Source organism: Polynucleobacter sp. UK-FUSCHL-C3 (assembly GCF_040409815.1).
Lineage (GTDB): Bacteria > Pseudomonadota > Gammaproteobacteria > Burkholderiales > Burkholderiaceae > Polynucleobacter.
This window is the reverse complement of the sequence record NZ_CP099959.1, coordinates 590895-614617: the sequence shown is the minus strand read 5'-3', so window position 1 is coordinate 614617 and position 23723 is coordinate 590895. Positions and strand designations below refer to the sequence as shown.

The 23723-nt window shown below is 47.0% G+C and carries 24 protein-coding genes; 3 read left to right on the top strand and 21 right to left on the bottom strand.

The genetic code is table 11. The annotated features are described in order from the left end of the window. Positions 1-18: 18 nt before the first annotated feature. From guaA to NKE59_RS02965, 4 genes are all read right to left on the bottom strand, one after another. Positions 19-1626: a glutamine-hydrolyzing GMP synthase gene (gene guaA, locus NKE59_RS02980; RefSeq protein WP_353439893.1), complete on the bottom strand. Its 1608-nt coding sequence runs from the start codon at positions 1624-1626 to the stop codon at positions 19-21. Between the two features lie 20 nt (positions 1627-1646). Then, positions 1647-3113, bottom strand: a complete 1467-nt coding sequence (gene guaB, locus NKE59_RS02975; protein ID WP_353439457.1) for an IMP dehydrogenase — start codon at positions 3111-3113, stop codon at positions 1647-1649. A 105-nt stretch (positions 3114-3218) separates the two neighbouring features. Then, a complete protein-coding gene (locus NKE59_RS02970) occupies positions 3219-3599 on the bottom strand; it encodes an RnfH family protein (protein ID WP_353439456.1) in 381 nt (126 codons plus the stop codon). Next, entirely contained in the window at positions 3589-4023 is a 435-nt protein-coding gene (locus tag NKE59_RS02965) for a type II toxin-antitoxin system RatA family toxin (RefSeq protein WP_353439455.1), read from the bottom strand. Before NKE59_RS02965 ends, NKE59_RS02970 begins: the two co-directional genes overlap by 11 nt. A gap of 35 nt (positions 4024-4058) precedes the next feature. Here NKE59_RS02965 and smpB point away from each other — a divergent pair, with 35 nt between their 5' ends. Further along, positions 4059-4508, top strand: a complete 450-nt coding sequence (smpB, locus tag NKE59_RS02960) for an SsrA-binding protein SmpB (RefSeq protein ID WP_353439454.1) — start codon at positions 4059-4061, stop codon at positions 4506-4508. A gap of 54 nt (positions 4509-4562) precedes the next feature. On the opposite strand, the gene ppsA is transcribed toward smpB, so the two are convergent. Further along, the gene (gene ppsA / locus NKE59_RS02955) at positions 4563-6947 is read right to left on the bottom strand and encodes a phosphoenolpyruvate synthase (RefSeq protein ID WP_353439453.1); all 2385 of its coding nucleotides are present in this window, start codon (positions 6945-6947) and stop codon (positions 4563-4565) included. Positions 6948-7080: 133 nt separating this feature from the next. Between ppsA and NKE59_RS02950 the strand changes: the two genes are divergently transcribed. Further along, complete coding sequence (locus NKE59_RS02950) at positions 7081-7917, top strand: pyruvate, water dikinase regulatory protein (protein WP_353439452.1); 837 nt, start codon at positions 7081-7083, stop codon at positions 7915-7917. Positions 7918-7923: 6 nt separating this feature from the next. Here NKE59_RS02950 and NKE59_RS02945 read toward each other — a convergent pair whose 3' ends face one another. The 16 genes from NKE59_RS02945 to rpsB form a co-directional block, all read right to left on the bottom strand. After that, on the bottom strand, positions 7924-8742 hold the full coding sequence (locus NKE59_RS02945; RefSeq protein WP_353439451.1) for an RNA methyltransferase: 819 nt from the start codon (positions 8740-8742) through the stop codon (positions 7924-7926). Further along, a complete protein-coding gene (gene rnhB / locus NKE59_RS02940) occupies positions 8735-9319 on the bottom strand; it encodes a ribonuclease HII (protein ID WP_353439450.1) in 585 nt (194 codons plus the stop codon). The genes NKE59_RS02945 and rnhB overlap by 8 nt, the downstream gene beginning before the upstream one ends. 6 nt (positions 9320-9325) lie before the next feature. Next, positions 9326-10495 carry a lipid-A-disaccharide synthase gene (gene lpxB / locus NKE59_RS02935; RefSeq protein ID WP_353439449.1) on the bottom strand — a complete coding sequence of 390 codons (1170 nt, stop codon included), beginning with the start codon at positions 10493-10495 and terminating at the stop codon, positions 9326-9328. Between the two features lie 7 nt (positions 10496-10502). Further along, a complete protein-coding gene (gene lpxA, locus NKE59_RS02930; RefSeq protein WP_353439448.1) occupies positions 10503-11297 on the bottom strand; it encodes an acyl-ACP--UDP-N-acetylglucosamine O-acyltransferase in 795 nt (264 codons plus the stop codon). Continuing rightward, positions 11297-11746 carry a 3-hydroxyacyl-ACP dehydratase FabZ gene (fabZ, locus tag NKE59_RS02925; protein WP_353439447.1) on the bottom strand — a complete coding sequence of 150 codons (450 nt, stop codon included), beginning with the start codon at positions 11744-11746 and terminating at the stop codon, positions 11297-11299. The genes lpxA and fabZ overlap by 1 nt, the downstream gene beginning before the upstream one ends. A gap of 62 nt (positions 11747-11808) precedes the next feature. Beyond that, the gene (gene lpxD, locus NKE59_RS02920) at positions 11809-12870 is read right to left on the bottom strand and encodes a UDP-3-O-(3-hydroxymyristoyl)glucosamine N-acyltransferase (RefSeq protein WP_353439446.1); all 1062 of its coding nucleotides are present in this window, start codon (positions 12868-12870) and stop codon (positions 11809-11811) included. Positions 12871-12874: 4 nt separating this feature from the next. Further along, a complete protein-coding gene (locus tag NKE59_RS02915) occupies positions 12875-13402 on the bottom strand; it encodes an OmpH family outer membrane protein (protein WP_353439445.1) in 528 nt (175 codons plus the stop codon). Between the two features lie 17 nt (positions 13403-13419). Further along, positions 13420-15699, bottom strand: a complete 2280-nt coding sequence (bamA, locus tag NKE59_RS02910) for an outer membrane protein assembly factor BamA (protein ID WP_353439891.1) — start codon at positions 15697-15699, stop codon at positions 13420-13422. 71 nt (positions 15700-15770) lie between these two features. Next, the gene (locus NKE59_RS02905; protein WP_353439444.1) at positions 15771-16892 is read right to left on the bottom strand and encodes an RIP metalloprotease; all 1122 of its coding nucleotides are present in this window, start codon (positions 16890-16892) and stop codon (positions 15771-15773) included. Between the two features lie 3 nt (positions 16893-16895). Next, on the bottom strand, positions 16896-18107 hold the full coding sequence (gene ispC / locus NKE59_RS02900; RefSeq protein ID WP_353439442.1) for a 1-deoxy-D-xylulose-5-phosphate reductoisomerase: 1212 nt from the start codon (positions 18105-18107) through the stop codon (positions 16896-16898). A 22-nt stretch (positions 18108-18129) separates the two neighbouring features. After that, the gene (locus NKE59_RS02895) at positions 18130-18963 is read right to left on the bottom strand and encodes a phosphatidate cytidylyltransferase (protein WP_353439441.1); all 834 of its coding nucleotides are present in this window, start codon (positions 18961-18963) and stop codon (positions 18130-18132) included. 5 nt (positions 18964-18968) lie between these two features. After that, positions 18969-19757, bottom strand: a complete 789-nt coding sequence (gene uppS, locus NKE59_RS02890) for a polyprenyl diphosphate synthase (RefSeq protein WP_353439439.1) — start codon at positions 19755-19757, stop codon at positions 18969-18971. 18 nt (positions 19758-19775) lie between these two features. Next, positions 19776-20336, bottom strand: a complete 561-nt coding sequence (gene frr, locus NKE59_RS02885) for a ribosome recycling factor (protein WP_353439437.1) — start codon at positions 20334-20336, stop codon at positions 19776-19778. 13 nt (positions 20337-20349) lie between these two features. Further along, positions 20350-21060: a UMP kinase gene (pyrH, locus tag NKE59_RS02880; protein ID WP_353439436.1), complete on the bottom strand. Its 711-nt coding sequence runs from the start codon at positions 21058-21060 to the stop codon at positions 20350-20352. A 5-nt stretch (positions 21061-21065) separates the two neighbouring features. Next, on the bottom strand, positions 21066-21947 hold the full coding sequence (gene tsf / locus NKE59_RS02875; protein WP_353439435.1) for a translation elongation factor Ts: 882 nt from the start codon (positions 21945-21947) through the stop codon (positions 21066-21068). Further along, a complete protein-coding gene (gene rpsB, locus NKE59_RS02870) occupies positions 21947-22696 on the bottom strand; it encodes a 30S ribosomal protein S2 (RefSeq protein WP_353439434.1) in 750 nt (249 codons plus the stop codon). The genes tsf and rpsB overlap by 1 nt, the downstream gene beginning before the upstream one ends. Before the next feature lie 185 nt (positions 22697-22881). Between rpsB and map the strand changes: the two genes are divergently transcribed. Then, positions 22882-23718, top strand: coding sequence for a type I methionyl aminopeptidase (map, locus tag NKE59_RS02865; protein ID WP_353439433.1), 837 nt, complete (start codon positions 22882-22884; stop codon positions 23716-23718). Positions 23719-23723: the final 5 nt, after the last annotated feature.

The window sequence follows — 23723 nt, the reverse complement described above, 5'->3', positions numbered from 1 at the left end:
AATATCTAAAATAATTTGTTATTCCCACTCGATCGTCGAGGGAGGTTTACCGCTGATATCAAAAACAACGCGATTGATACCGCGCACTTCATTAATGATGCGGTTGGATACTTTACCCAATAGCTCATGAGGTAGATGTGCCCAGTGGGCGGTCATAAAGTCTTGGGTTTGTACTGCTCGTAGAGCAACGACATACTCATAGGTCCGACCATCACCCATCACACCCACTGATTTAACAGGCAGGAAGACGGCAAAGGCTTGACTGGTAAGCTCATACCAAGTTTTATGAGAATTTGGATCTATAGTATTTCTAAGTTCTTCAATAAAGATAGAATCAGCGTGCCTGAGAAGATCTGCAAACTCTGGCTTCACTTCACCCAATATTCTGACCCCAAGTCCTGGGCCCGGGAATGGATGACGATCAACCATCTCTTTAGGTAAGCCCAAGGCAATACCAAGTGTTCTTACTTCGTCTTTAAACAACTCTCGAAGCGGCTCCAATAGCTTGAGGTGCATATCCTCTGGAAGTCCACCGACGTTGTGGTGACTCTTAATCGTATGGGCGCCCTTCTTACCTTTACCAGCAGACTCTATGACATCGGGGTAAATCGTTCCCTGAGCAAGCCACTTGGCATTCTTAATCTTGGCAGACTCTTTCTGAAATACTTCCACAAATTCTTTACCAATGATCTTACGTTTTTGTTCTGGATCGGTAACGCCCTTGAGTTTTCCTAGGAACTCATTAGCGGCATTGACATGAATGACCTTCACGCCAAGGTTACGAGCAAACATATCCATAACCATCTTGCCTTCATTAAGGCGCAAAAGCCCATGATCGACAAATACACAAGTTAATTGCTGACCAATGGCCCGATGAATAAGTGCTGCAGAAACACTAGAGTCTACGCCGCCCGATAGGCCCAAAATCACCTCATCTGTGCCAACCTGCTCTTTTATCTTGGCCACCGCTTCTTGAATGTAATCTCCCATCACCCAATCAGGGCGACATTCACAAATGTCATGAACGAAGCGATTGAGGATGGCAGTTCCCTGCAGTGTATGAGTCACCTCAGGATGAAACTGCAGACCATAGAAATGCTTCTCCTCATTAGCCATTCCCGCAATTGGACAAGAGGGAGTTGAAGCCATTAACTTGAACTGGGGAGGCAACTCTGTCACTGAATCGCCATGACTCATCCAAACTTTCAAAATGCCATGACCTTCCTCAGTTCGATGGTCCTCAACGTCTTTGAGTAACTCGGTATGACCACGAGCACGCACTTCGGCATACCCAAACTCACGTGCCTTACCAAGAGACTCTGCCGAGGCAACCCTTCCACCAAGCTGAGTTGCCATGGTTTGCATGCCATAGCAGATCCCGAATACAGGGACGCCTAGTTCAAAGACAATTTGTGGGGCGCGAGGGCTATTTGGCTCCGTAACCGAGCTTGGGCCACCAGAGAGGATGATCCCCTTGCAAGACTGACTTCTTACAAACTCTTTAATTTGCTCTGGATCACAATCGTATGGCCAGATCTCAGAATAAACCTTAGCCTCTCGTACGCGGCGAGCGATTAGTTGAGTAACTTGGGAACCAAAATCCAGAATCAGAATCTTATCGTGCACGGCTTTGCTCAATTGGATTCTTAGTCAATATGGTAATTGGGGGCTTCCTTCGTGATCTTTACATCATGGACATGCGACTCGCGCACTCCAGCAGAAGTAATCTCCACAAAACTTGCCTTCTCATGCAACTCAGAAATAGTCTTACAACCACAGTAGCCCATTGAGGAGCGAATGCCACCAGTTAGTTGATGCAAGATGCTCAACACACTTCCTTTGTAAGGAACCTGCCCCTCAATACCCTCTGGAACTAATTTATCAGCATTGGCTGCACTAATATCTTCTTGGAAATATCGATCGGCGGCTCCATCCGACATCGCACCTAATGAGCCCATACCTCGGTAACTCTTGTAAGAACGGCCTTGGTATAAAAATACTTCGCCAGGAGCTTCTTCGGTACCCGCAAACATACCGCCCATCATGACTGAGTTTGCTCCAGCCGCTAAAGCCTTAGCAACATCGCCCGAGTAACGCACACCACCATCAGCAATCAAGGGAATACCGGTCCCCTTTAAGGCCTTTGCCACATTTACGACCGCAGTAATTTGAGGGACCCCAACGCCCGCAACGATACGGGTTGTGCAAATGGATCCGGGACCAATACCAACTTTTACACCATCAGCACCATGATCTGCCAGGGCTTTAGCAGCTTCGCCTGTTGCAATATTACCGCCAATCACTTGTACTTGAGGATAGTGTTTCTTGACCCACTTCACTCGATCAAGAACGCCTTGACTATGACCGTGGGCAGTATCCACCACGATTAGATCGACACCTGCCTTCACCAGAAGCTCAACCCGCTCATCGTTATCCGGACCAACGCCAACTGCTGCACCGACACGTAACTTACCTTCACTATCTTTACAAGCATTAGGATGCTCTGTAGCCTTCATGATGTCTTTAACTGTTACTAGGCCACGAAGTTCAAAGGAGTCGTTCACAACAAGCACCCGCTCTAGGCGATGCTTATTCATTAAGCGTTTTGCTTCTTCTAAGCTAGCACCCTCTTTGACAGTAACCAAACGTTCACGTGGGGTCATCTTGGATTTCACAGGTGCATCAAGATCTTCTTCAAAGCGCAGATCGCGGTTTGTAATAATGCCCACTACAGTTTTACCTTGTAACACCGGAAATCCGGAGAACCCATGCTCTTTAGATAAGTGAATAACTTGGCGAACCGTCATATCTGGGCCGATTGAGATTGGATCGCGCAGAACCCCAGACTCATAGCGCTTTACTTTAGCAACCTCTTTAGCCTGCTCCGCAGGCTTAAGGTTTTTATGAACAATCCCAACGCCGCCCTCGGTTGCCATGGCAATCGCAAGACGTCCTTCCGTAACAGTATCCATTGCAGCCGATACCAATGGAATATTGATCGTGATATCGCGGGTTAATTGAGTGACCAAATTAGTGTCACGCGGGAGGATGGCCGAGTATGCCGGCACGAGGAGCACATCGTCGAACGTCAGTGCTTTTTGTATGAGTCGCATGCAAAACCCCTAGTCGCAAAATCAGATTATAGAGGTTCTCCAGAATTAACTCTTAAATCCCTTCCTGATCAGGGCCTTAGGACTCAAGTAGTCGGGTTTTTAAGCCTATTTGGAGGCTTTTGCTTTCGCCGTTCGTGCGCTGGCTCGATCTTGTGCCTTGGCTTTTAATTGACTATCTTTATCTCGGTTGGCTTTCTTGCGACGGGCCATTTTGGGGTCAATTTGTAAGGGCGCGTACAACTCAAGACGATCTCCCGCATAGATGGGACTATCCCACTCTTTGCGTTTACCAAATACCCCATAGCAACCCTTACGGCTTATTACCGGATCATCCTTGGCGTGAGCAATTTGTAGAGATTGAAGAGCCCAGCCTACCGTTGGAGATCCTTCCTTGGGCAAATGAAGTTGATGTGTTTGTAGTTTGGGTGGGTCTACCCGAGCATCGCACAGAAGAATCTCAATGGTGATGGGGGTATTAGTGGCCATAGAGTTGATCCGCTCGTTTTACAAAACAATCCACAAAGGTGCCTGCTATATAAGAAAACACAGGGCCGATCACTTTATCAAGAATGATATTCTTAAACTCCCAATGAAGATTGAACTCGATCTTACAAGCGTCCTCACGCAATGCAATGAAACGCCACTGCCCAGTGAAACTCTTAAAGGGGCCATCGACAAATTGCATATCAATTAAATCTGGTCGATGATTGGCATTGCGAGTATGAAAATACTGCTCAATTCCTTTGAAGTGAATCTTAATTTTGGCGTCCAGCACGGTCTCGGTTTGCTCGTAGATATCCACACCGCCGCACCAGGGTAAAAAATCTGGGTAGCTCGCCACATCCGTAACTAAGCTGTACATGCACTCGGCGGAGTGCCCAATTAAAACGGTCTTATTGACGTCTGCCATAATCAATACGATGGAACCTATAAAAACTCTAAAACATGAGTATCGTCGATAACAAAAAAGCCTTCTTCGACTATTTTATTGAAGAACGCTACGAAGCTGGGCTCGTCCTTGAGGGGTGGGAGGTTAAGGCCATTCGTGCGGGTCGCGCTCAGATCAAAGAGGCTTATGTCGTGGTGCGTAATGCAGAGATCTTTTTAATCGGCTCGCACATCAGTCCACTCTCCTCGACCTCAACCCATATTCATGCAGATCCTACTCGAACGCGCAAGCTCCTCTTAAACGATAGCGAGATTCGTAAGTTAATCGGTAAAGTTGAACAACGTGGCTATACCCTAGTACCACTCAATATGCATTTCTCAAAAGGACGAGTGAAATGCGAAATCGGTTTAGCTCGGGGTAAGAAGCAACACGACAAACGTGAGGCTAGTAAAGAAAAGGATTGGGAGCGCGAGAAAGCCCGAATCGTGCGCGGGCAACTCTCCTGAGCCAAGAAATAAAAAGGCAGGTGTAATCCTGCCTTTAGGTAGTCATTTAGTAGCTTATGGATTGTTGGCCAGAAACTCCCAGGTTTGAACGACGCTATCTGGGTTGAGCGAGATCGAGGTAATCCCTTTTTTGACCAGCCATTTAGCAAAGTCTGGGTGATCCGATGGACCCTGACCACAGATGCCCACATACTTACCTTGCTTGACACAGGCATCAATGGAGCGCTCGATCATAAACTCAACTGCGGGATCACGCTCATCAAAATCAATAGCAAGTAACTCCATACCAGAGTCTCGATCCAATCCAAGAGTTAATTGGGTCATATCGTTTGAGCCAATTGAGAACCCGTCAAAGTATTCGAGGAATTGGTCGGCCAAAATAGCATTAGACGGGATCTCGCACATCATGATGAGTCTGAGTCCATTACTACCTCGCTTCAAACCTAAGGTTGCCATCATATCAATGACCCGCTTAGCCTGTGGGATGGTGCGCACAAAGGGAACCATGATCTCCACATTATCGAGCCCCATATCCTCGCGGACTCGCTTCATTGCGGCACACTCTAGAGCAAAAGCTTCTCCAAAATCTTTTGAGACATAACGCGAGGCTCCCCTAAATCCCAACATCGGATTCTCTTCATCGGGCTCATAACGCGATCCACCAATAAGCTTCTTGTACTCATTCGATTTAAAGTCTGATAGACGAACAATTACTGGCTTTGGATAAAAAGCTGCTGCAATCGTTGCTACGCCCTCCACTAACTTATCTTCATAAAATGCTTTGGGACTTGCGTAACCACGTGCAACACTCTCAACGGCTCGCTTAAGTTCTTCATCAATATTGGGATACTCCAATACGGCACGGGGATGTAAACCAATATAGTTGTTAATGATGAACTCAAGACGCGCCAGACCTACTCCCGCATTCGGTAACTGACAGAAATCAAATGCCAGTTGTGGATTACCAATGTTCATCGTAATCTTTACAGGGATCTCTGGTAATACGCCTCGCTTCACCTCGGTGACTTCGGTTTCGATCAAACCATCATAGATCCGTCCCTCATCACCCTCAGCACACGATACAGTAACAACTGCGCCGTCTTGCAAGAGATCGGTAGCATTACTGCAGCCAACCACTGCAGGAACACCTAGCTCTCTAGCAATAATGGCGGCGTGACAGGTGCGTCCACCACGATTGGTCACAATCGCAGAAGCCCGTTTCATGACCGGCTCCCAATTGGGATCGGTCATATCAGCCACCAAGACATCGCCTGGTTGCACACGATCCATTTCACTTGCATCCCGAATCACACGAACGGGGCCCCCACCAATCTTTTGTCCAATAGCGCGTCCCGTGGTGATGGCTTTGGAGTTTCCTTTGAGTCGATAGCGTAACTCGACCTGACCAGCAGCTTGGCTCTTCACTGTCTCGGGGCGTGCTTGCAGAATATAGATCTTGCCGTCTTGGCCGTCTTTACCCCACTCAATATCCATGGGTCGACCGTAATGCTTTTCAATAATCACAGCATACTTTGCTAACTCCGTGACATCCTCGTCGGAAATCGAGAAACGATTACGCAGTTCGGGGCTAACCTCAACGGTCTCAACACGCTCCTTAGAACCTGCGGGAGCAAATTGCATTTGGATTAACTTTGATCCTAATGATCTCCGAATAATAGCCTTCTTACCCTGCGCCAAGGTCTCTTTAAACACATAGAACTCATCGGGATTGACGGCACCCTGCACCACGGTCTCACCTAGACCATAACTGGATGTAATAAAGACCACCCCCGGAAAGCCCGATTCAGTATCCAAGGTAAACATGACCCCAGCAGCACCGGTATCTGAGCGAACCATACGCTGCACACCGGCCGATAATGCAACCTCAGCATGAGCAAAGCCCTTGTGAACGCGGTATGAGATTGCCCGATCGTTATAAAGGGATGCAAAGACCTCTCGGATCTTATGCAGTACATCCTCAATACCACTCACATTTAGAAAGGTCTCTTGCTGGCCCGCAAATGAGGCATCTGGTAAATCTTCTGCGGTAGCGGAGGACCGAACTGCAAAAGACCCTTTGCCAGAGTTATCCAAGGCTTTAAATGCCTCCCGAATCTCGCTTTCTAAACGGGGCTGAAAGGATGCTCCCTCAATCCAAGAGCGAATCTCAGCGCCCGCTTCTGCAAGAGCGCGCACATCATCCACATTTAATTGGACAAGGCGCTCAGAAATCTTACGATCGAGCTGATTGTGTTGTAGAAAATCACGGAATGCGAGGGAGGTGGTGGCAAATCCAGTTGGAACTCGTACACCCGCTGAAGCTAATTGTGAAATCATTTCACCCAAGGAGGAATTTTTACCACCCACCGACTCAACGTCGCCGACGCGCAACTCCTCAAAAGGCAAAACATAGGCGTTTTGCTTATTTTGCATAGACATAAAGACTCTCTTAAAGTAAAAAAACTGCTTAAGTAGCGTCCGTAAAATCGGGCATACTTGAATTAAAGCTATTGTATTCCCTGACCCTTAATTGCCTATTTTTTAATCAGTTAGAATTTCCCTGACTTTCATCATGAATACAGTTACTCCATCTACTCCCCGAGTTGTTTACATTGTTTCGGATGGTACCGGGATTACGGCAGAGAACTTCAGCCAATCAATCCTGGCGCAATTTGAAACTAGCTTTAAGCAGATCCGCATACCCTTTGTTGATACGGTTGATAAGGCCCATGATGCCGTTCGCCAGATTAATGGGGCCGACCCTAAGCATGGGCAAGCCATTGTTTTTACTACTCTGGTCAATCCAGAGGTCAATCAAGTAGTTAGCAAAGCCAATGCCTTGGTATTAGATATGTTTCAGACCTTTGTCGCACCTCTAGAACAAACCCTTGGTATGCGCTCTACCCATGCCATTAATCGACTTCACCACAATGCTGATACCGATGCTTATAAAAATCGGATTGAAGCCATCAATTACTCACTGGCTCACGATGATGGTCAATCCAATCAAAATCTAGCGGATGCAAATGTCATCTTAGTAGGGGTATCGCGGGTCGGTAAAACCCCAACGAGTCTTTATCTAGCCATGCAGTATGGTTTGAAGGCGGCCAACTATCCACTAATACCAGAAGACTTTGAACGTGGGCAACTCCCAAAAGATCTCCTGCCTCATAAACAAAAGATTTATGGTCTGACTATTGATGCTGACCGCTTGTGCGAGATACGAAATGAGCGCAGACCAGGAAGTAATTACGCCAAACTAGAGAACTGCCGTTATGAGATCAATGAGGCAACCTCGATGATGCGCCGCGAGTCCATTCCCTGGGTCTCTACTACGAGTAAATCCATTGAAGAGATTGCAACCACGATTTTGCAAGCCATCCGTTCTGATAAAACAATCCTAGGATAGGCAATCTTATTGGGTGGTTCGTACTCTCACAGTTTCATATAAGCACACGGCAGCGGCAGTTGCTACATTTAAAGACTCGATCTGAGGATTTTGCGGAATCCGTATTTGTTTTGCTTGCGCCAGTAAATCCCCAGAAACGCCCTGTCCTTCGTTCCCAAAAATCCAGGCCACTGGCGCATTTAAGATCTTCCCAATCGAATATAAATCGTCTTTCGCATCCATATTGGTTGCCAATAAAGATGATTCGATATTACTTGCTACATCGTTGACACTCCAGCCCTCATAAAAATGAAGATGCCGATGCGCGCCCATGGCCGCACGCAGTACTTTGGGTGACCAAATATGAGCAGTTCCAGTAGTGCAAACTATTTGCTTGAAATCTGTCGCTAGAGCCGTGCGCAAGATGGTTCCTACGTTACCGGCATCTTGTATCGCATCCAAAATGAGTACATCCCCAGTAATGGTCTTACTGTTAGGCTTTGTGAGCTCCAACTCAAGAAGTCCCATAATTTGCGGAGCATTCTCTAGCTCGCTAATGGATTCCCATAAAGTTTCATCAACCCAATGAACTTGTGTATTTGGGCAGATCTCTAGATGGCATCCGATCAAGTTAGCGATCTCTGGATGACTTTGAGCACTTTTGCTTGTAATCAGTGAATCAAGACGTGCATCACCAGACCATGTTTGCATGAGATGAATGCCGTCAAGAACAGCGTGTTGCTGCTCTACCCTTGCTTTTTGCCCCTTGCTACCCGAGAGCTGCAATTGCCGAATGCATTTGAGTAAAGCATTGTCCCGCGAGTAAATGATGTCGTCTTTAGCCACTGATTAAATTCCTCACCGGTGCAAACGTACGCCGATGTTCTTCACAAGGTCCGTACTGCTTGAGTGCCTGCATATGGACCTCTGTGGGATAGCCCATATGCTGATTAAATCCGTACTGTGGATACTGCGTATGCAGCGCTTGCATTTGTTGGTCACGAGTGACCTTGGCAATAATCGATGCTGCTGAAATAGCGGGCTCTTTCGCATCACCCTTAATAATAGCTTCACTAGCAATCGGCAATATTGGGCAACGGTTGCCATCAATCAAGGCCTTACTGGGCCATTCTCCCAAACGCTCAGACAACGCCTCTATCGCACGGCGCATCGCTAACATAGTGGCTTGTAAGATATTGAGTGTATCGATCTCGCTTGGACTGGCTTGTCCAATCCCCCAGGCTCGTGCTTTTTGCATAATTTCTGCATACAGCTGCTCACGGCGGGCGGGCGATAACTTTTTAGAATCCCTCAAACCCATAATGGGCTGATTGGGGTCCAACACTACCGCTCCAGCAACCACAGAGCCCACTAGGGGGCCCCTGCCCGCTTCGTCCACACCGCAGATCCAAACAGTGCTCATGGGTGCCTATCTAGACCGTCGATTAAGGGTTTGTTCAATCACTTGCGCAACTAGTAAACCAGTAGGTCTTTTTAAACTCAAGTGCAATTGCTCAAAACGGGTCTCAAGTGCTTTCACTGCCGCCGGTCGATCTAACCACGATAAAACCGCATCTGCCAAAGCCTCTGGCTTTGCCTCATCTTGCAAGAGCTCTGGCACTACAAACTCACCACACAAAATATTAGGTAGCCCCACATAGGGTAGATAGCCCTGTCGCTTCATGATCTGCGCGGTTAACCAAGGCACCTTATACGAAATCACCATGGGCTTTTTCCAAAGAGCAGCTTGCAAAGTGGCTGTGCCACTAGCAATGAGGACACCATCAGCAGCAGCCAAGGCAAGATCGGCCTGACCATCTAACAATATCAGATCAATTTCTGGATGGTCCATCAATAAATTTGCACGGAGGGATTCAATCGCGGGTCGCAAATGTGGGGCAGCAATTGGTACTACAAAGTGAAGCTTCTGACCTACTAGACGTTTTGCTATCAGGGCGATTGTTTCAAAGAAAACAGGGCCAATTAACTCGATCTCAGATCGACGGCTGCCAGGCAAGACTGCGATCACAAGGCCTTCAAGCCCACCATTAATTTTTTTCTTGGCTGCTACAGTATCAACAATTTCTGGGATTTCACTGGCCATGGGATGCCCTACATAACTTGCAGCAATACCAGCTTTCTCATAAATCTCAGGCTCAAATGGAAACAAGCACAAGACACGATCAACTGCTTGTTTGATTTTCTTGATACGACTGCCACGCCAAGCCCAGATCGAGGGGGAAACAAAATGAATCGTGGGGATTCCTGCTTCTTTTAAACGTAACTCAACGCCCAAATTAAAGTCTGGAGCATCAATCCCCATAAAGAGATCGGGGCGTTGCTCGCCAAGCAGTTGTTCAACCAACTCGGATCGCAGACGCAAAATAGCTGGTAACTGGCGTAAAGCCTCAACATAACCTCTGACGCTTAAAGTCTCCATCGGCCAAAGCGACCTAAATCCCTGTGCTTGCATTGCTTGACCACCGATACCGTACGCATCTAGCCCAGCCATCGATGGTATCTGATGGAGGGCACTAAAGATCGGGGCTGCGATTAGATCCCCGGATGGCTCTCCCGCTACACAAGCCAGCTTAGGCAAGGGCCAACTACCGAATAATGCCGCGCGTCGATGCGGCTAAAAATTGATGAAACTGACTGAGTGCCTCTTGCGTCTGCTGATCCGAATTCTTTGTAGCCATCGCCTGGATTGCAAGCTTAGCTTCCTCAAAACTGAGGCCATCTTTATAAAGAATCTTATAAGCAGCGCGCAGCTCCAACACACACTCTGGCGAATAGCCTCGTCGCTTTAAGCCTTCCACATTAATGCCATGAGGCTGGGCTTTATCACCAGCAGCCATCACAAAGGGAGGAATATCTTGCACCAAGGCAGACGCACCACCCAGCATCGCATGGGCACCAATCCGAACAAACTGATGGACGCCTGACATACCACCCATAATGGCCCAGTCACCGACTTCTACATGGCCTGCAATTTGTGCATTACTCGAGAATATGGTGTGATTACCAATCTGACAATCATGCGCTATGTGCACATATGCCATGATCCAGTTATCGTTGCCGATGCTAGTGATTCCCTTATCTTGAGAAGTTCCTGTATGAATCGTGGTGAACTCACGAATCGTATTACGATCACCGATGATTAATTGTGTTGGCTCACCACGGTATTTCATATCCTGGGGCTCACCGCCGATCGCTGCAAAGTGACCAATCCGATTACCCTTACCTAAGGTGGTATGCCCTTCAACAACGCTATGTGACCCTACCATGCAACCCGTGCCCATTTTGACATGAGCCCCAATCACTGCATAAGGGCCAATGACCACATCATCGGCCAATTGAGCGTTGCTATCAACGATGGCAGAAGCATGTATCTTGGCCATCAGTTTCCCTTCTTGCGAACGGCACAGGTAATGGCTGCCTCGGCTGCTAACTCGTCATTAACCGTCGCCTTGACCTGAAACTTATAAATCCCTGCTTTGCCACGCTCAAAGTTAGCATGCAATATCAATTGATCTCCTGGCAAGACAATACGCTTGAAGCGCGCGCCATCAATACCAGCAAAGTAGTAAACATCTTCGGGATCATGCGCCTCAGAGAAGGTCAATAAGGCGGCTGTTTGAGCCAAGGCTTCGATAATCAATACGCCTGGCATCACCGGATAGTCGGGAAAATGCCCCTGAAAAAATGGTTCATTCATGGTTACATTTTTAAGAGCTTTGATCGTTTTTCCAGGCTCAATCTCTAATACACGATCGACCAATAGAAATGGATAGCGGTGTGGTAATAACCGCAAAATTTTGTTGATATCAATCGCTGATGTCTGACTCATAAACGCTTCCAATGTAGTAATACTTCCTTGTTACCAGTATCAATCTATGCAACCCTACGCTTCTATGCCTTTGGGTCCTTTTTTTCAAGATCCCGTATACGTTGCCGTATTTTATCTAGTCCGCGCAGAATGGCTGCATTCTTTTCCCACAAGGCATGCGGCATTGATGGAAAGACGCCCGTTAAATGGGTGCCGGGCTCTGTAATTGAGCGAATAACTGCGGTACCCCCTGAAATCGTAGTTCGGTCAGCAATAGTTAAATGCCCTGCAAAATTAGCATTGCCACCAATCACACAGTAGTTGCCAATAGCGGTGCTTCCAGCGATGGCCGCACATCCCGCTATGACGGTATGCGCCCCAACGCTAACGTTATGTGCAATTTGCACCTGATTATCAATTTTGCAGCCTTGTCCAATCGTGGTATTCGCCATCGCACCCCGATCAATCGTCGTACAGGCCCCAATCTCAACATCATTTCCGATAGCAACCGCCCCTGTCTGTGGGATCTTGACCCATTCACCGCCTTGAGCAGAAAAATCAGGGGCAAAGCCAAAGCCATCGGCACCAATGACCGCTCCACTATGCAGTATGCAACGCTCGCCAATCTTACATGCCGAATAGATGGATACATTGGAATAAATCAGGGAGTCATCACCAATGACGACGTTTGCACCTAAGCTGATATGACCAAGAAGCACAACCCGCTCTCCCAAACGTACGTTTTGGCCTATTTGCACAAAGGGTCCAATATGGCAAGAGCTCGGGATAACAGCGCTTAGATCAACGACTGCCATTGGGCTTATTCCAGGGGAATGTATTGGAGCACTCTCTTTAGCGAACCATTGCGCCATTCGAGCAAAAGTGGCGTACGGATTTTTAGAGAGGAAATAAACTTTACTCTCAGAACCCTTCCCCTGCTCCTGTAAAAAGCTCAGATCAGTCTGACTAAGAATTAAAGCGCCCGCCTTACTTTCTATCGCCTGCTGGCGATAAAGGGGGTTTGACAAGAAAGAGATTTGGTCGGACTGTGCCGTTTCCAAAGGACAAAGTCCCCGAAGCGGTCGGGAACCATCCCCCACCAAGCTCGCTTGAAATTGTTCGGCCAGCTCGATGGCGGTAGGCATAGAATTACTTAAGGTTATTAAGGACCTTAATCACTTCATCCGTAATATCAAGTCTTGGATTAAGGTATGCGGGGGATTCTTGAAAAATGATATCAATTTTTCGTTGCTCAGCAATTTGACGGAGGGCAGCGCTGGCCCTCTCCGCAATTTTTGCCCTTTCTTCAGCATTACGCTGAGCGGCATCATCATTGAGCTCACGATTTTTTCTTTGTAGATCACGATCAAAGTCAGCTAGCTCCCGTTGCTTACGAATTCGCTCTGCTTCAGGCATCACAGCAGCATCACGATCTAGCTTCTCAGCGGTTGCTTTAATCTTTTGGGCGCCATCCCTAATTTCATTTTGGCGTTTAGCAAATTCATTTTGGAGTCTAGACTGTGCTGCTTTAGCCATGTTTGATTCAACAAAAATCTTTTCAGCATTCACAAACGCAATGCGCGCACCAGCATCTTGGGCCTGGACCATTGAACCGAACAGAGTCAGCAAAGTTACCGTGCCTAATTTAGCCCAATTTGTCATTAATATTCTTTTCATCTTTTCTTTCCTTACCTTTAAAACGCCGTGCCTACCTGGAACTGTAATCTTTGAATATTATCATTGGGTTGTGATTTGATTGGAATACCGTAACTAAATTTTAAGGGTCCCAATGGTGATATCCATGATAAACCGACGCCATAGGAGTAGCGCAAGACCAAATTAATGTCCTGAAAGGCATTACCACCGTCGGCAAAGGTAAAGATACGCAAAGTCTTATCCACTCCAGATCCGGGAACTGGGAAGGTGTACTCCACATTGGTAACAATCTTGGACTGACCGCCCGTTGGCAACCAAGTCCCGACAGTAGAGTTGTAATACTTGGGCCCCAAAGACCCGGGTGCATAGCCCCTCACAGAACCAATGCCGCCAACGAAGTAGTTCTTGGTAATTGGGTAAGGCTTATTTCCGTACGCCTCGCCATAACCAAGTTCACCATTAAAGGACAAAATATTACCTTTAGAGAAAGAGTGGTATTGCTGGTACTGTGCATTCAATTGATAGAACAACAAATTACCCAGAGGTGTACCCACCTCACCCGACAATCGTTGCAATGAACCCTTTGAGGGAATTAATGCACTATCTCGGCCGTCACGCGCCCACCCCACAGTAGCAGGAATATTGTAGGTTTGGACACGGCCACCTGGTGGGGTTGCAACCCCCCAAGCATTTGCATAATTTTGGTAAGGTTGCGGCGTGTTTTGAGTGACATTAATATCAAACAACTCAAAGGCGGTTCCAAAGAATACTCGATCGACTTCAGTGTAAGGAACTCCAAATTTTAAGTTTGTTCCGACTGATTTAATTTGATAAGCAGAATCGCCAACGTAATACAGGGGCTTACTCGAACGATAGAACAAATCGGTATAGCGACTAATGCCATTCTCTGTAAAGTATGGGTCGTATTGAGAAAGGGCTAAGGACTGGTTAATTTTACCCAGTGCGAAATTTAAGCCAATACTAGTACCTGTTCCAAAGGCATTCTCTTGATTAATACCTGCGGACAGGATTAACTTCTCAGTGGATGAGAATCCAGCACCAATCGAGATCGCCCCTGTAGGCTTCTCCTCTACCTTCACATTAACGTCAACCTGATCTGGAGAGCCTGGAACATCCGCCGTGGTGATTTCACTATCCTTAACATAGCCTGTACGGTTAATGCGCTCCTTCGATAAGCGAATTTTTTCACTATCAAACCAAGAGCTCTCAAACTGACGCATCTCCCGCCGAATAACTAAATCACGCGTTTTAGCATTCCCTGTAATCTCAACCTTGCGAACATAAACACGCCGTCCGGCGTCCACCACCAAAGTAATATCAACCTCATTGAGATCTCGACGGATATCGGGTTGAGGATTAATCACTGCAAAAGCGTATCCATAGGAACCCAATTTCTCAGCAATCGCTTTGGTGCTTTCGGCTAACTTGGCAGATGAAAAGGTCTCACCCGGTTTAACGGTAAGAAGAGACCGAAACTCCTTCTCCTTGCCCAGTAACTCGCCAGCCAAACTAATGTTCTTAACCGTAAATTTATTGCCCTCACGAATACTCACAGTGAGATAAATATCTTTTTTGTCTGGTGTAATCGAAACCTGGGTCGACTCAATCACAAACTCGAGATAGCCCCGATTTAAATAATAGGAACGTATTGTTTCTAGATCAGCGGTCAGTTTTTGCTTGGAGTACAAATTATCTTTTGAATACCAAGATAACCATCCCCCCGTTTGCAATTGCATCTCGCTACGCAAAGCGCTCTCACTGAAAGCCTTGTTACCAATAAAATTAATTTCTTTGATCTTGGCAGTTGGGCCTTCATCAATATTGAAAAAGATAGCAACCTGATTGCGCGCCCCAGGCGTAACCGTGGTTACAACCTCGGCAGCAAAAAGCCCCTTGCTCACATACTGACGCTTTAACTCTTGCTCTGCTTTATCAATCAGGGCTTTGTCATAAAAACGAGCATCAGCAACACCAACGGTACGCAGGGACTTACGAACAACCTCTGAGTCAAATTCTTTCATCCCCGTGAACTCGATTCGCGAGATGGTTGGACGTTCTTCCACGATCACAATTAAAACATTGCCTTGCGCCTGAATCTGCACATCCCGAAAGAAGCCGGTCGCATATAAAGCCTTGATAGAATCTGCTGCCTTCTCGCTCGTAAAGCGCTCACCCACTTGAACAGGTAGATAACTAAACACTGTTCCAGGCTCCACGCGCTGTAAACCCTCCACCCGAATATCTTTAACCACAAATGGCTCTGCAGCATGCACAGACTTTACTGGGATACCAAGCATTAAAACCAGAGATGCAATCACATAAATCGATTGCTTAAGAATTGCTAAGAGAGAGGTATTAGAACGTGGCATTAGGACGGAAAAAATCGTTGTAGGTCATTAAATACAGCAAAAATAGTTAAGGAAATGATCAATATAAAGCCAAATTTTTGAAAGATCTCTTGAAGCTCAATCGACAAGCGTTTTCCAGAGACCAACTCCCATGCATCATACAGGAGCTGACCGCCATCGAGCATGGGTAAAGGCACTAAGTTTAATAAGCCAATACTGATGCTCAAAAGTGCCAAAAAGGATAAGAACGACTGCCAACCAAACTGGGCTGACTTGCCAGCCATATCCGCAATACTAATGGGGCCGCTCAATTGCTTTAGAGAGGTCGATCCAGTAATGAGCCCTGTCATCATGCGGGTTGATACTTTCGTGATTAACCATACTCGCTCTCCTGCATAAATCAAAGCATCAAGGGGGTCTAGTTGAAGCTCGAACCAAGTGGATTCTCCTTTGTCATCTTTGCCCGGCATCGGTAAGATCCCTAAGCGTGCAAATGGGTCTGAATCCGGCGTCAGCCGAGGCAAGTTCTCAGCCCTAAACTGAACCACATGGCCCTTGCCGTCCTTTGATTCCAGCTCTAATGAAAAGCCCTCTTCTGCGGTAATGGCATCCAATAATCTCCAACGCAAATCATTCCAACTCACTATTGGTACAAACTCACTATCGGAGTCTAACTTCATAGCAAGAATCTCATCACCAGCCTCCATATCTAATTGGGCGGCCAAGGTTTGTACGGCAGGAGCTTTAATCTGAGCAGGCAGTTGCTGTACACCGTTGATGTAAATAAATGCCAATAGGAGAATGGCTAGCAAAAAATTAGCCAACGGTCCGGCAGCAACAATAAAAGAGCGCCGCCATAAAGGTTGGGTATCAAATGCACAAGGCCTATCTTCATCACTGATGATTTGCTCAGTGTCGCGCCCGTCGAGTAATTTGACGTAACCGCCTAATGGAATGGCTGCAATAACCCACTCTGTTTGCGATTTCGACCGAAAGCTTAAAAGGGGTTTTCCAAAGCCCACTGCAAAACGTAAAACTTTTACACCGCACAAACGTGCTGCCGCGTAGTGGCCAAACTCATGAAAACTCACCAAGATACCGATGGTGACCAAAAAATAAAGAAGGGTTGAGAGGACTTCCACGAACTAGGCCTGTATCAAATAAGTAGTGGCGGCTTCTCGAGCCTTACGATCAGACTCTAGTACATCCTCGATCGATTGGGCCTGTTTGCTCTCTAGGTGATTAAGTGTTGCCTCAACCACTTGCGCAATTCGGAGATAAGGTAACTTGCCACTCAGAAATGCTGCCACTGCGATTTCATTAGCGGCATTTAGGATTGTTGGGCTTGTGCCGCCCTGCTTTGCAGCTGCAAAAGCGAGTGCAAGGCAGGGAAAGCGCTTTAGCTCAGGCTCCGTAAAATGCAAACCCGATAACTGGGTTAGATTAAGTGGTGCGACTCCCGCATGAATTCGGTTGGGCCATGCTAGACCAAATGCAATGGGGGTTCTCATATCAGGCTGGCCTAATTGAGCCATCACCGAACCATCGCGGTAGCGGACCATCGAATGCACCACGCTCTCAGGATGAATCAATACCTTTATTTTCTCCAAGGGAAGATCAAATAACCAATGGGCCTCGATCACCTCTAAGCCTTTGTTCATCATCGTCGCTGAGTCTACTGAAATCTTTCGCCCCATGACCCAATTTGGATGTGCGCAGGCTTGATCTGGGGTAATTGAAGCGAGATCCTCTAGAGGGGTGTTTCTAAACGGCCCGCCTGAGGCAGTCAACCAGATCTCCTCAACCCCCAGCAGCTCTTTCATGCTAGGCGTGTGCTTTGCACTCATAAATTGAGGGGGAAGACATTGAAAAATAGCATTGTGCTCACTATCTATTGGCAATAACTCAGCGCCACCCTTACGTACAGCATTCATAAATAGATCGCCTGACATGACCAAGGCTTCTTTATTGGCGAGTAATACGCGCTTTCCTAATTGTGCCGCTCTTAAAGTGGGTAACAGTCCTGCTGCGCCGACAATGGCTGCCATGACCGTATCGCAATCACTATCTTCTACTGCGGTAATCAATCCCTCTTGTCCATACAAGACCTGAGTAGAGGAGCCCTTCCCTTGCAAAAGGGTAGAAAGGGATTGCGCATCTTCTGCAGAACTCAATACCGCAATGGCCGGCTTAAACTCCAAACACTGTTGCGCCAATCGTTCGATTTGTTGGCCAGCAGTTAATGCCACGACCTTAAATTGCTCTGGGTGAGCCCGCACCACATCTAATGTGCTCATCCCAATCGAACCAGTCGATCCCAAAATACATAAATGGCGGGTCTGTAGAGAATTGGTCATAGCAAGGTCAGGATAGCAAGATTTATGCTCTTACGATTATTGAGAATAAAGTGGCCAAAGGCATCACAGGCAATAAGGCATCCACTCGATCTAAAAACCCACCATGGCCTGGTAATAGATGACTACTATCTTTAACTTTTGCCAATCGCTTTAATTGCGATTCAAAGAGATCTCCAAGAACACTAAACAGAACCAATATCGCGGTCATAAAAAGCATTGCCCCCCAACCCCATTTGGCTTGCCAAGTACCAAAAAGGGTCTCACTGGGAGGGAAATACATACAACATAGAATCGCATAGATTAGGCAGAGTGCAAGGCCGCCTAGCGCCCCCTCTATGGACTTACCAGGACTAATTTGACTCGCCAGTTTGTTCTTACCAATGGCGCGCCCCACAAAGTAAGCCCCGATATCTGCAAGCCAAACCAAAATCATGGCGCTGAGCAGCCAAACTAAACCGATTTCTCTTAAGACATCGAGCGATAGCCATGCAGCAGGCAAAATAATGAAGCCGAGAACGCTAAATACAAGGCGCCAGCGCAATAAGGATAGATGCAAGCCTTGAGACAGTATGAATGGTATTCCGAATAGCCAGAAAGCAAGCGCAATACTCAATAGCGCGATTTCAATCGAGGGTTCTGCACTAAGCCACAGAAGTGCTACGATGACTGCACAAATTAGGGCATAGATGTAAGCAGACCGATTTGCATTGGGAGTAATCAAACGACTCCACTCCCATCCTGCCGCCACCAACATCATAAAAAATAGTGCAGAGAGATAAACAGGAGGAAGCAGGAATAGCACTGGCAATAAAATTGCCAACATGATCAAAGCTGTTATGACCCGTGTCTTAAGCATCCGAACTAGACTGCGTCGCTTAAGGGCATCACGTTCAATTCATCTGCAAGCTGTGCACTGGTTCGACCAAAACGTCTTTCACGTTGGGCATACCAAGTAAAGGCTTTTTGCAACTGAGTTGCATCAAAGTCTGGCCAAAGGGTATCGGTGAAATATAACTCTGTGTAAGCAAGCTGCCAGAGCAGAAAATTACTGACTCGCTGCTCACCACCGGTCCGAATAAATAAATCTGGTTCAGGCGCATAGGCCATTGATAAATGGGGCAAAAGGAGAGATTCTGTTAGATCGGTAGCTTTCAAATTAGGATTTCCGATCAATACTTTTTGCATCGCCTGCAAAATATCCCATCGGCCTCCGTAGTTAGCGGCAATTGTTAAGGTTAAGCGATTGCAGTCTTTGGTTTTTTCTTCGGAGAACTCAACCATTTCGGTAATTGCAGTTCCAAAACGACTCAGATCACCAATCATCTTTAGGCGAATATTATTTTCAGCTAAACGAGCAACTTCTTTCTTCAAAGACTTGAGAAAGAGTCTTGTCAGAAAGCCAACCTCTTCTGGAGGTCTACGCCAGTTCTCAGAGCTAAACGCGAATAGAGTGAGGTACTGTACGTTTTGGCGAACACACTCTTCTACCACCTTTCGTACTGCCTCTAAACCCTCTGAATGGCCAGCAACCCTCGGCATAAAACGCTTCGTTGCCCAACGGCCGTTCCCATCCATGATGATGGCAACATGGCGGGGAATACTTCCTACCGCAGGGACCGCGAGCGTAGAGCTAGTATTTGCTTGGCTCATTAGACAGGCTCACGACGGTCAAACCGTCATGATTTCCTTATCCTTCTCAACTACCAATTTATCAACATCTGCAACAAAGCGGTCGGTCAGTTTCTGAATCTCGTCTTGCGCACGACGCTCTTCATCCTCAGAAATCTCTTTATCTTTAATGAGGCGCTTGAGATGCTCATTGGCATCACGACGCAGATTACGGATAGCTATCTTAGTCTCTTCACCTTCAGACTTAACTACCTTGGTCAACTCCTTGCGACGCTCTTCAGTCAAAGGAGGCATTGGCACCCGAATCACAACTCCTTGGGTAGCTGGATTTAATCCCAGATCAGAATCACGAATCGCTTTCTCAACAACCGCAACCATATTTTTTTCCCAAGGAGTCACATTAATAGTTCTGGCATCAGCCAAACCTAAATTAGCAACCTGCGAGATGGGGGTAGGATTACCGTAATAATCCACCATGATGTGTTCCAAGATACCGGGATTAGCGCGCCCCGTTCTTATTTTTGCGAGATTAGCCTTAAACGCCTCAATCGACTTCTGCATCTTTTGATCTGCATTGGTCTTTATTTGTGCAGCAGACATGCCACTCTCCTTTTTATACGTGTACTAGGGTACCTTCTGGCTCACCACGCACAACGCTTAATAAAGCGCCGGGCTTGAGTATTGAAAATACCCGGATTGGTAATTTACGATCACGACACAAAGCAAATGCGGTCGCATCCATCACTTGTAAATTTTTAATAAGTGCTTCATCAAAACTGATGGTGGAATACAAGGTTGCGTTTGGGTCCTTATTGGGATCGCTACTGTAGATGCCATCCACTTTTGTAGCCTTAAGCATTACCTCAACACCCATCTCTGCAGCACGTAATGCCGCTGCAGTATCAGTGGTGAAAAATGGATTACCTGTGCCGGCTGCAAAGATAACGACCTTACCTTCTTTCATGGCGCGGATTGCACGTGGTCGAATGTAGGGCTCTACCACTTGATCCATGCGCAGGGCAGATTGCACGCGGGCCTCGACCCCTTTTTGGCGCAATGCATCTTGCAAGGCGAGCGAGTTCATCATCGTGGCCAACATACCCATGTAGTCGGCAGTGGCGCGATCCATACCGGCCGCACCGCCTGCCACTCCACGGAATATATTACCGCCGCCAATCACAATCGCGATCTCCACACCAAGGCTTAGCACTTGTGCGATTTCAGTGACCATTGAATCAATTGTTTTAGGATTAATTCCATAGGCATCTTCACCCATTAGGGCTTCGCCTGATAACTTAAGAAGAATGCGTTTGTATCCGGGCATAAGGTTTAAGCAGTTGCCTTTGCAGCTGCAACTTGAGCAGCAACCTCAGCAGCAAAGTCATCTTGACGCTTCTCAATACCCTCGCCAACAACAAATAAGCTAAATGACTTGATGGTGGTATTGGCAGCTTTGAGCATTTGCTCAACCGTTTGCTTATCGTTCTTTACAAAAGTTTGATTTAAGAGCGATACCTCTTTAAGGTATTTTTGTACTGATCCCTCAACCATTTTTGCCGCAATCTCAGCAGGCTTACCCGACTCGATTGCCTTTTGTTCAGCAATTTTTCGTTCCATTGCAATATTCTCTGCAGGAACATCAGCGGTTGATAACGATACAGGCTTCATCGCAGCGATATGCATTGCCACATCTTTAGCAGCAGTAGCATCACCCTCATATTCCACCATCACACCAATACGATTGCCGTGGAGATAGGAAACCAATTGACCGCCACCCGCAAAACGCTTAAAGCGACGAGGGTTCATGTTCTCGCCAATCTTGCCAATCAACTCAGCGCGAATAGCTTCTACTGTTTTACTATCTAAAGACAGGGTCGCTAGAGCGCTAACGTCAGCAGGGTTTTTCTCAGCCACCAACTTAGCGCAGCCATTACTAAAGCCAAGGAAGTCATCATTCTTTGAAACGAAATCAGTTTCGCAGTTGACTTCTAAGAGTGCGCCCGTATTCCCCTGAATATAGGAAACAATCACACCCTCTGCCGTGACACGCGATGCTGCCTTGCTCGCCTTGCTACCTAACTTAACCCGTAGAATTTCTTCTGCTTTGGTCATATCGCCATCGGCTTCTGTCAATGCTTTTTTGCACTCCATCATGGGAGCATCGGTCTTGGCGCGGAGTTCGCCAACCATTGCTGCAGTAATCGCGGGCATTAGTCTACCTTCCCTTCTTCAATAAACTCTTCTTCGCCCTCTTTAACAGACTCAAGAACTTGTTGAACTGCATTTGCCTTGCCTTCAAGAATTGCATCGGCAATTCCGCGAACATACAAAACAACTGCTTTACTGGAATCATCATTACCAGGAACGATGTAATCAACACCTTCTGGAGAATGGTTGGTATCTACAACAGCAATGACAGGAATACCTAACTTATTCGCTTCGGTGATCGCAATCTTATGATAGCCAACGTCGACGATAAAAATTGCATCGGGCACACCATTAAGATCCTGAATCCCGCCCAGTGATTTTTGTAATTTATCGAGATCACGCTCATTGGTAAGCGCCTCTTTCTTCGAAAGCTTCTCCCAATCACCCGCTTCTTTAGCAGCGGTCATATCTTTTAAGCGCTTGATCGAACCCTTCACAGTTTTGAAGTTCGTTAAGGTACCGCCCAGCCAGCGGCTATCAACATAAGGCATACCCGCACGTGCCGCTTCCTCAGCGATTACCTCGCGAGACTGGCGCTTAGTACCGACAAAGAGAACGGTGCCGCGGTTGGAGGCAACCTGACGCACAAATTTCAGGGCGTCCTGAAACATGGGCAAGGTTTTCTCTAAATTGATGATGTGAATCTTATTGCGATGACCAAAAATATAAGGGGCCATCTTGGGGGACCAGAAGCGAGTTTGGTGACCAAAATGGCACCCAGCTTCCAGCATTTCACGCATTGTCACTGACATTACAATCTCCTAAGGGTTGGTTCTAAGGTCAAGTCCTGACTGCGCTCAAAAGCGCCACCCTGGATGGCTTGACCTGGGATTTCGCCCCCACTATGAGGACGACTGGTAAATTATACCTTAAATATCAGTCATCTAGTGTGTTTTAGATCCGGCCTGATTCAGGATATTCAGCCATAATGTGAGCTATGCACAGCATATTTACTGATGAAAAAGACCTACAAGGGATGCGCGAAGCTGGTCGCCTTGCTAGCGAGGTCTTGGATTACATTGCCCCGTTGATTAAACCGGGGATAAGCACTGGGGAGCTAAACCGACTTTGTCATGCCTATATGAGAGATGTCCAAAAGACTATTCCTGCGCCACTCAACTACCAACCTCCGGGGTATCCCCCTTTTCCTGCCGCCATTTGCACCTCGGTGAATGATGTCATTTGCCATGGCATTCCAGGCGATAAGGTTCTCAAAAATGGGGATGTGGTTAATTTAGACATTACTGTGATTACGCAGGCTGGTTACTACGGCGATACCAGTCGCATGTTCAATGTTGGCGAGATTTCGATCATGGCCGCTCGCTTAAACCAAATTACCTTTGAATCTATGTGGCTCGGAATTGCACAAGTTAAGCCGGGCACCCGACTTGGTGACATTGGCTACTCGATTCAATCTCATGCAGAAAATGCGGGCTACTCAGTAGTTCGGGAGTATTGTGGTCATGGTATTGGCAAAGTCTTTCATCAAGATCCTCAAATCCTGCATTACGGCAAACCCGGCACTGGAGAAACTCTTGTAGAGGGTATGACATTCACGATTGAGCCTATGATTAATGCCGGCCGACGTGAGATCCGCACCATGCCCGATCAGTGGACCGTCAAAACGAAAGACCGTAGTTTGTCCGCACAATGGGAACACACTGTTTTAGTGACCCATACTGGCGTGGAGGTTTTAACCTGGTCAAACGGCACCCCCAAGGCGCCTGACTGTGTTGGTCCATTGCAATATCGTCCTAACCCAGTCGCAGCATAAGCCTT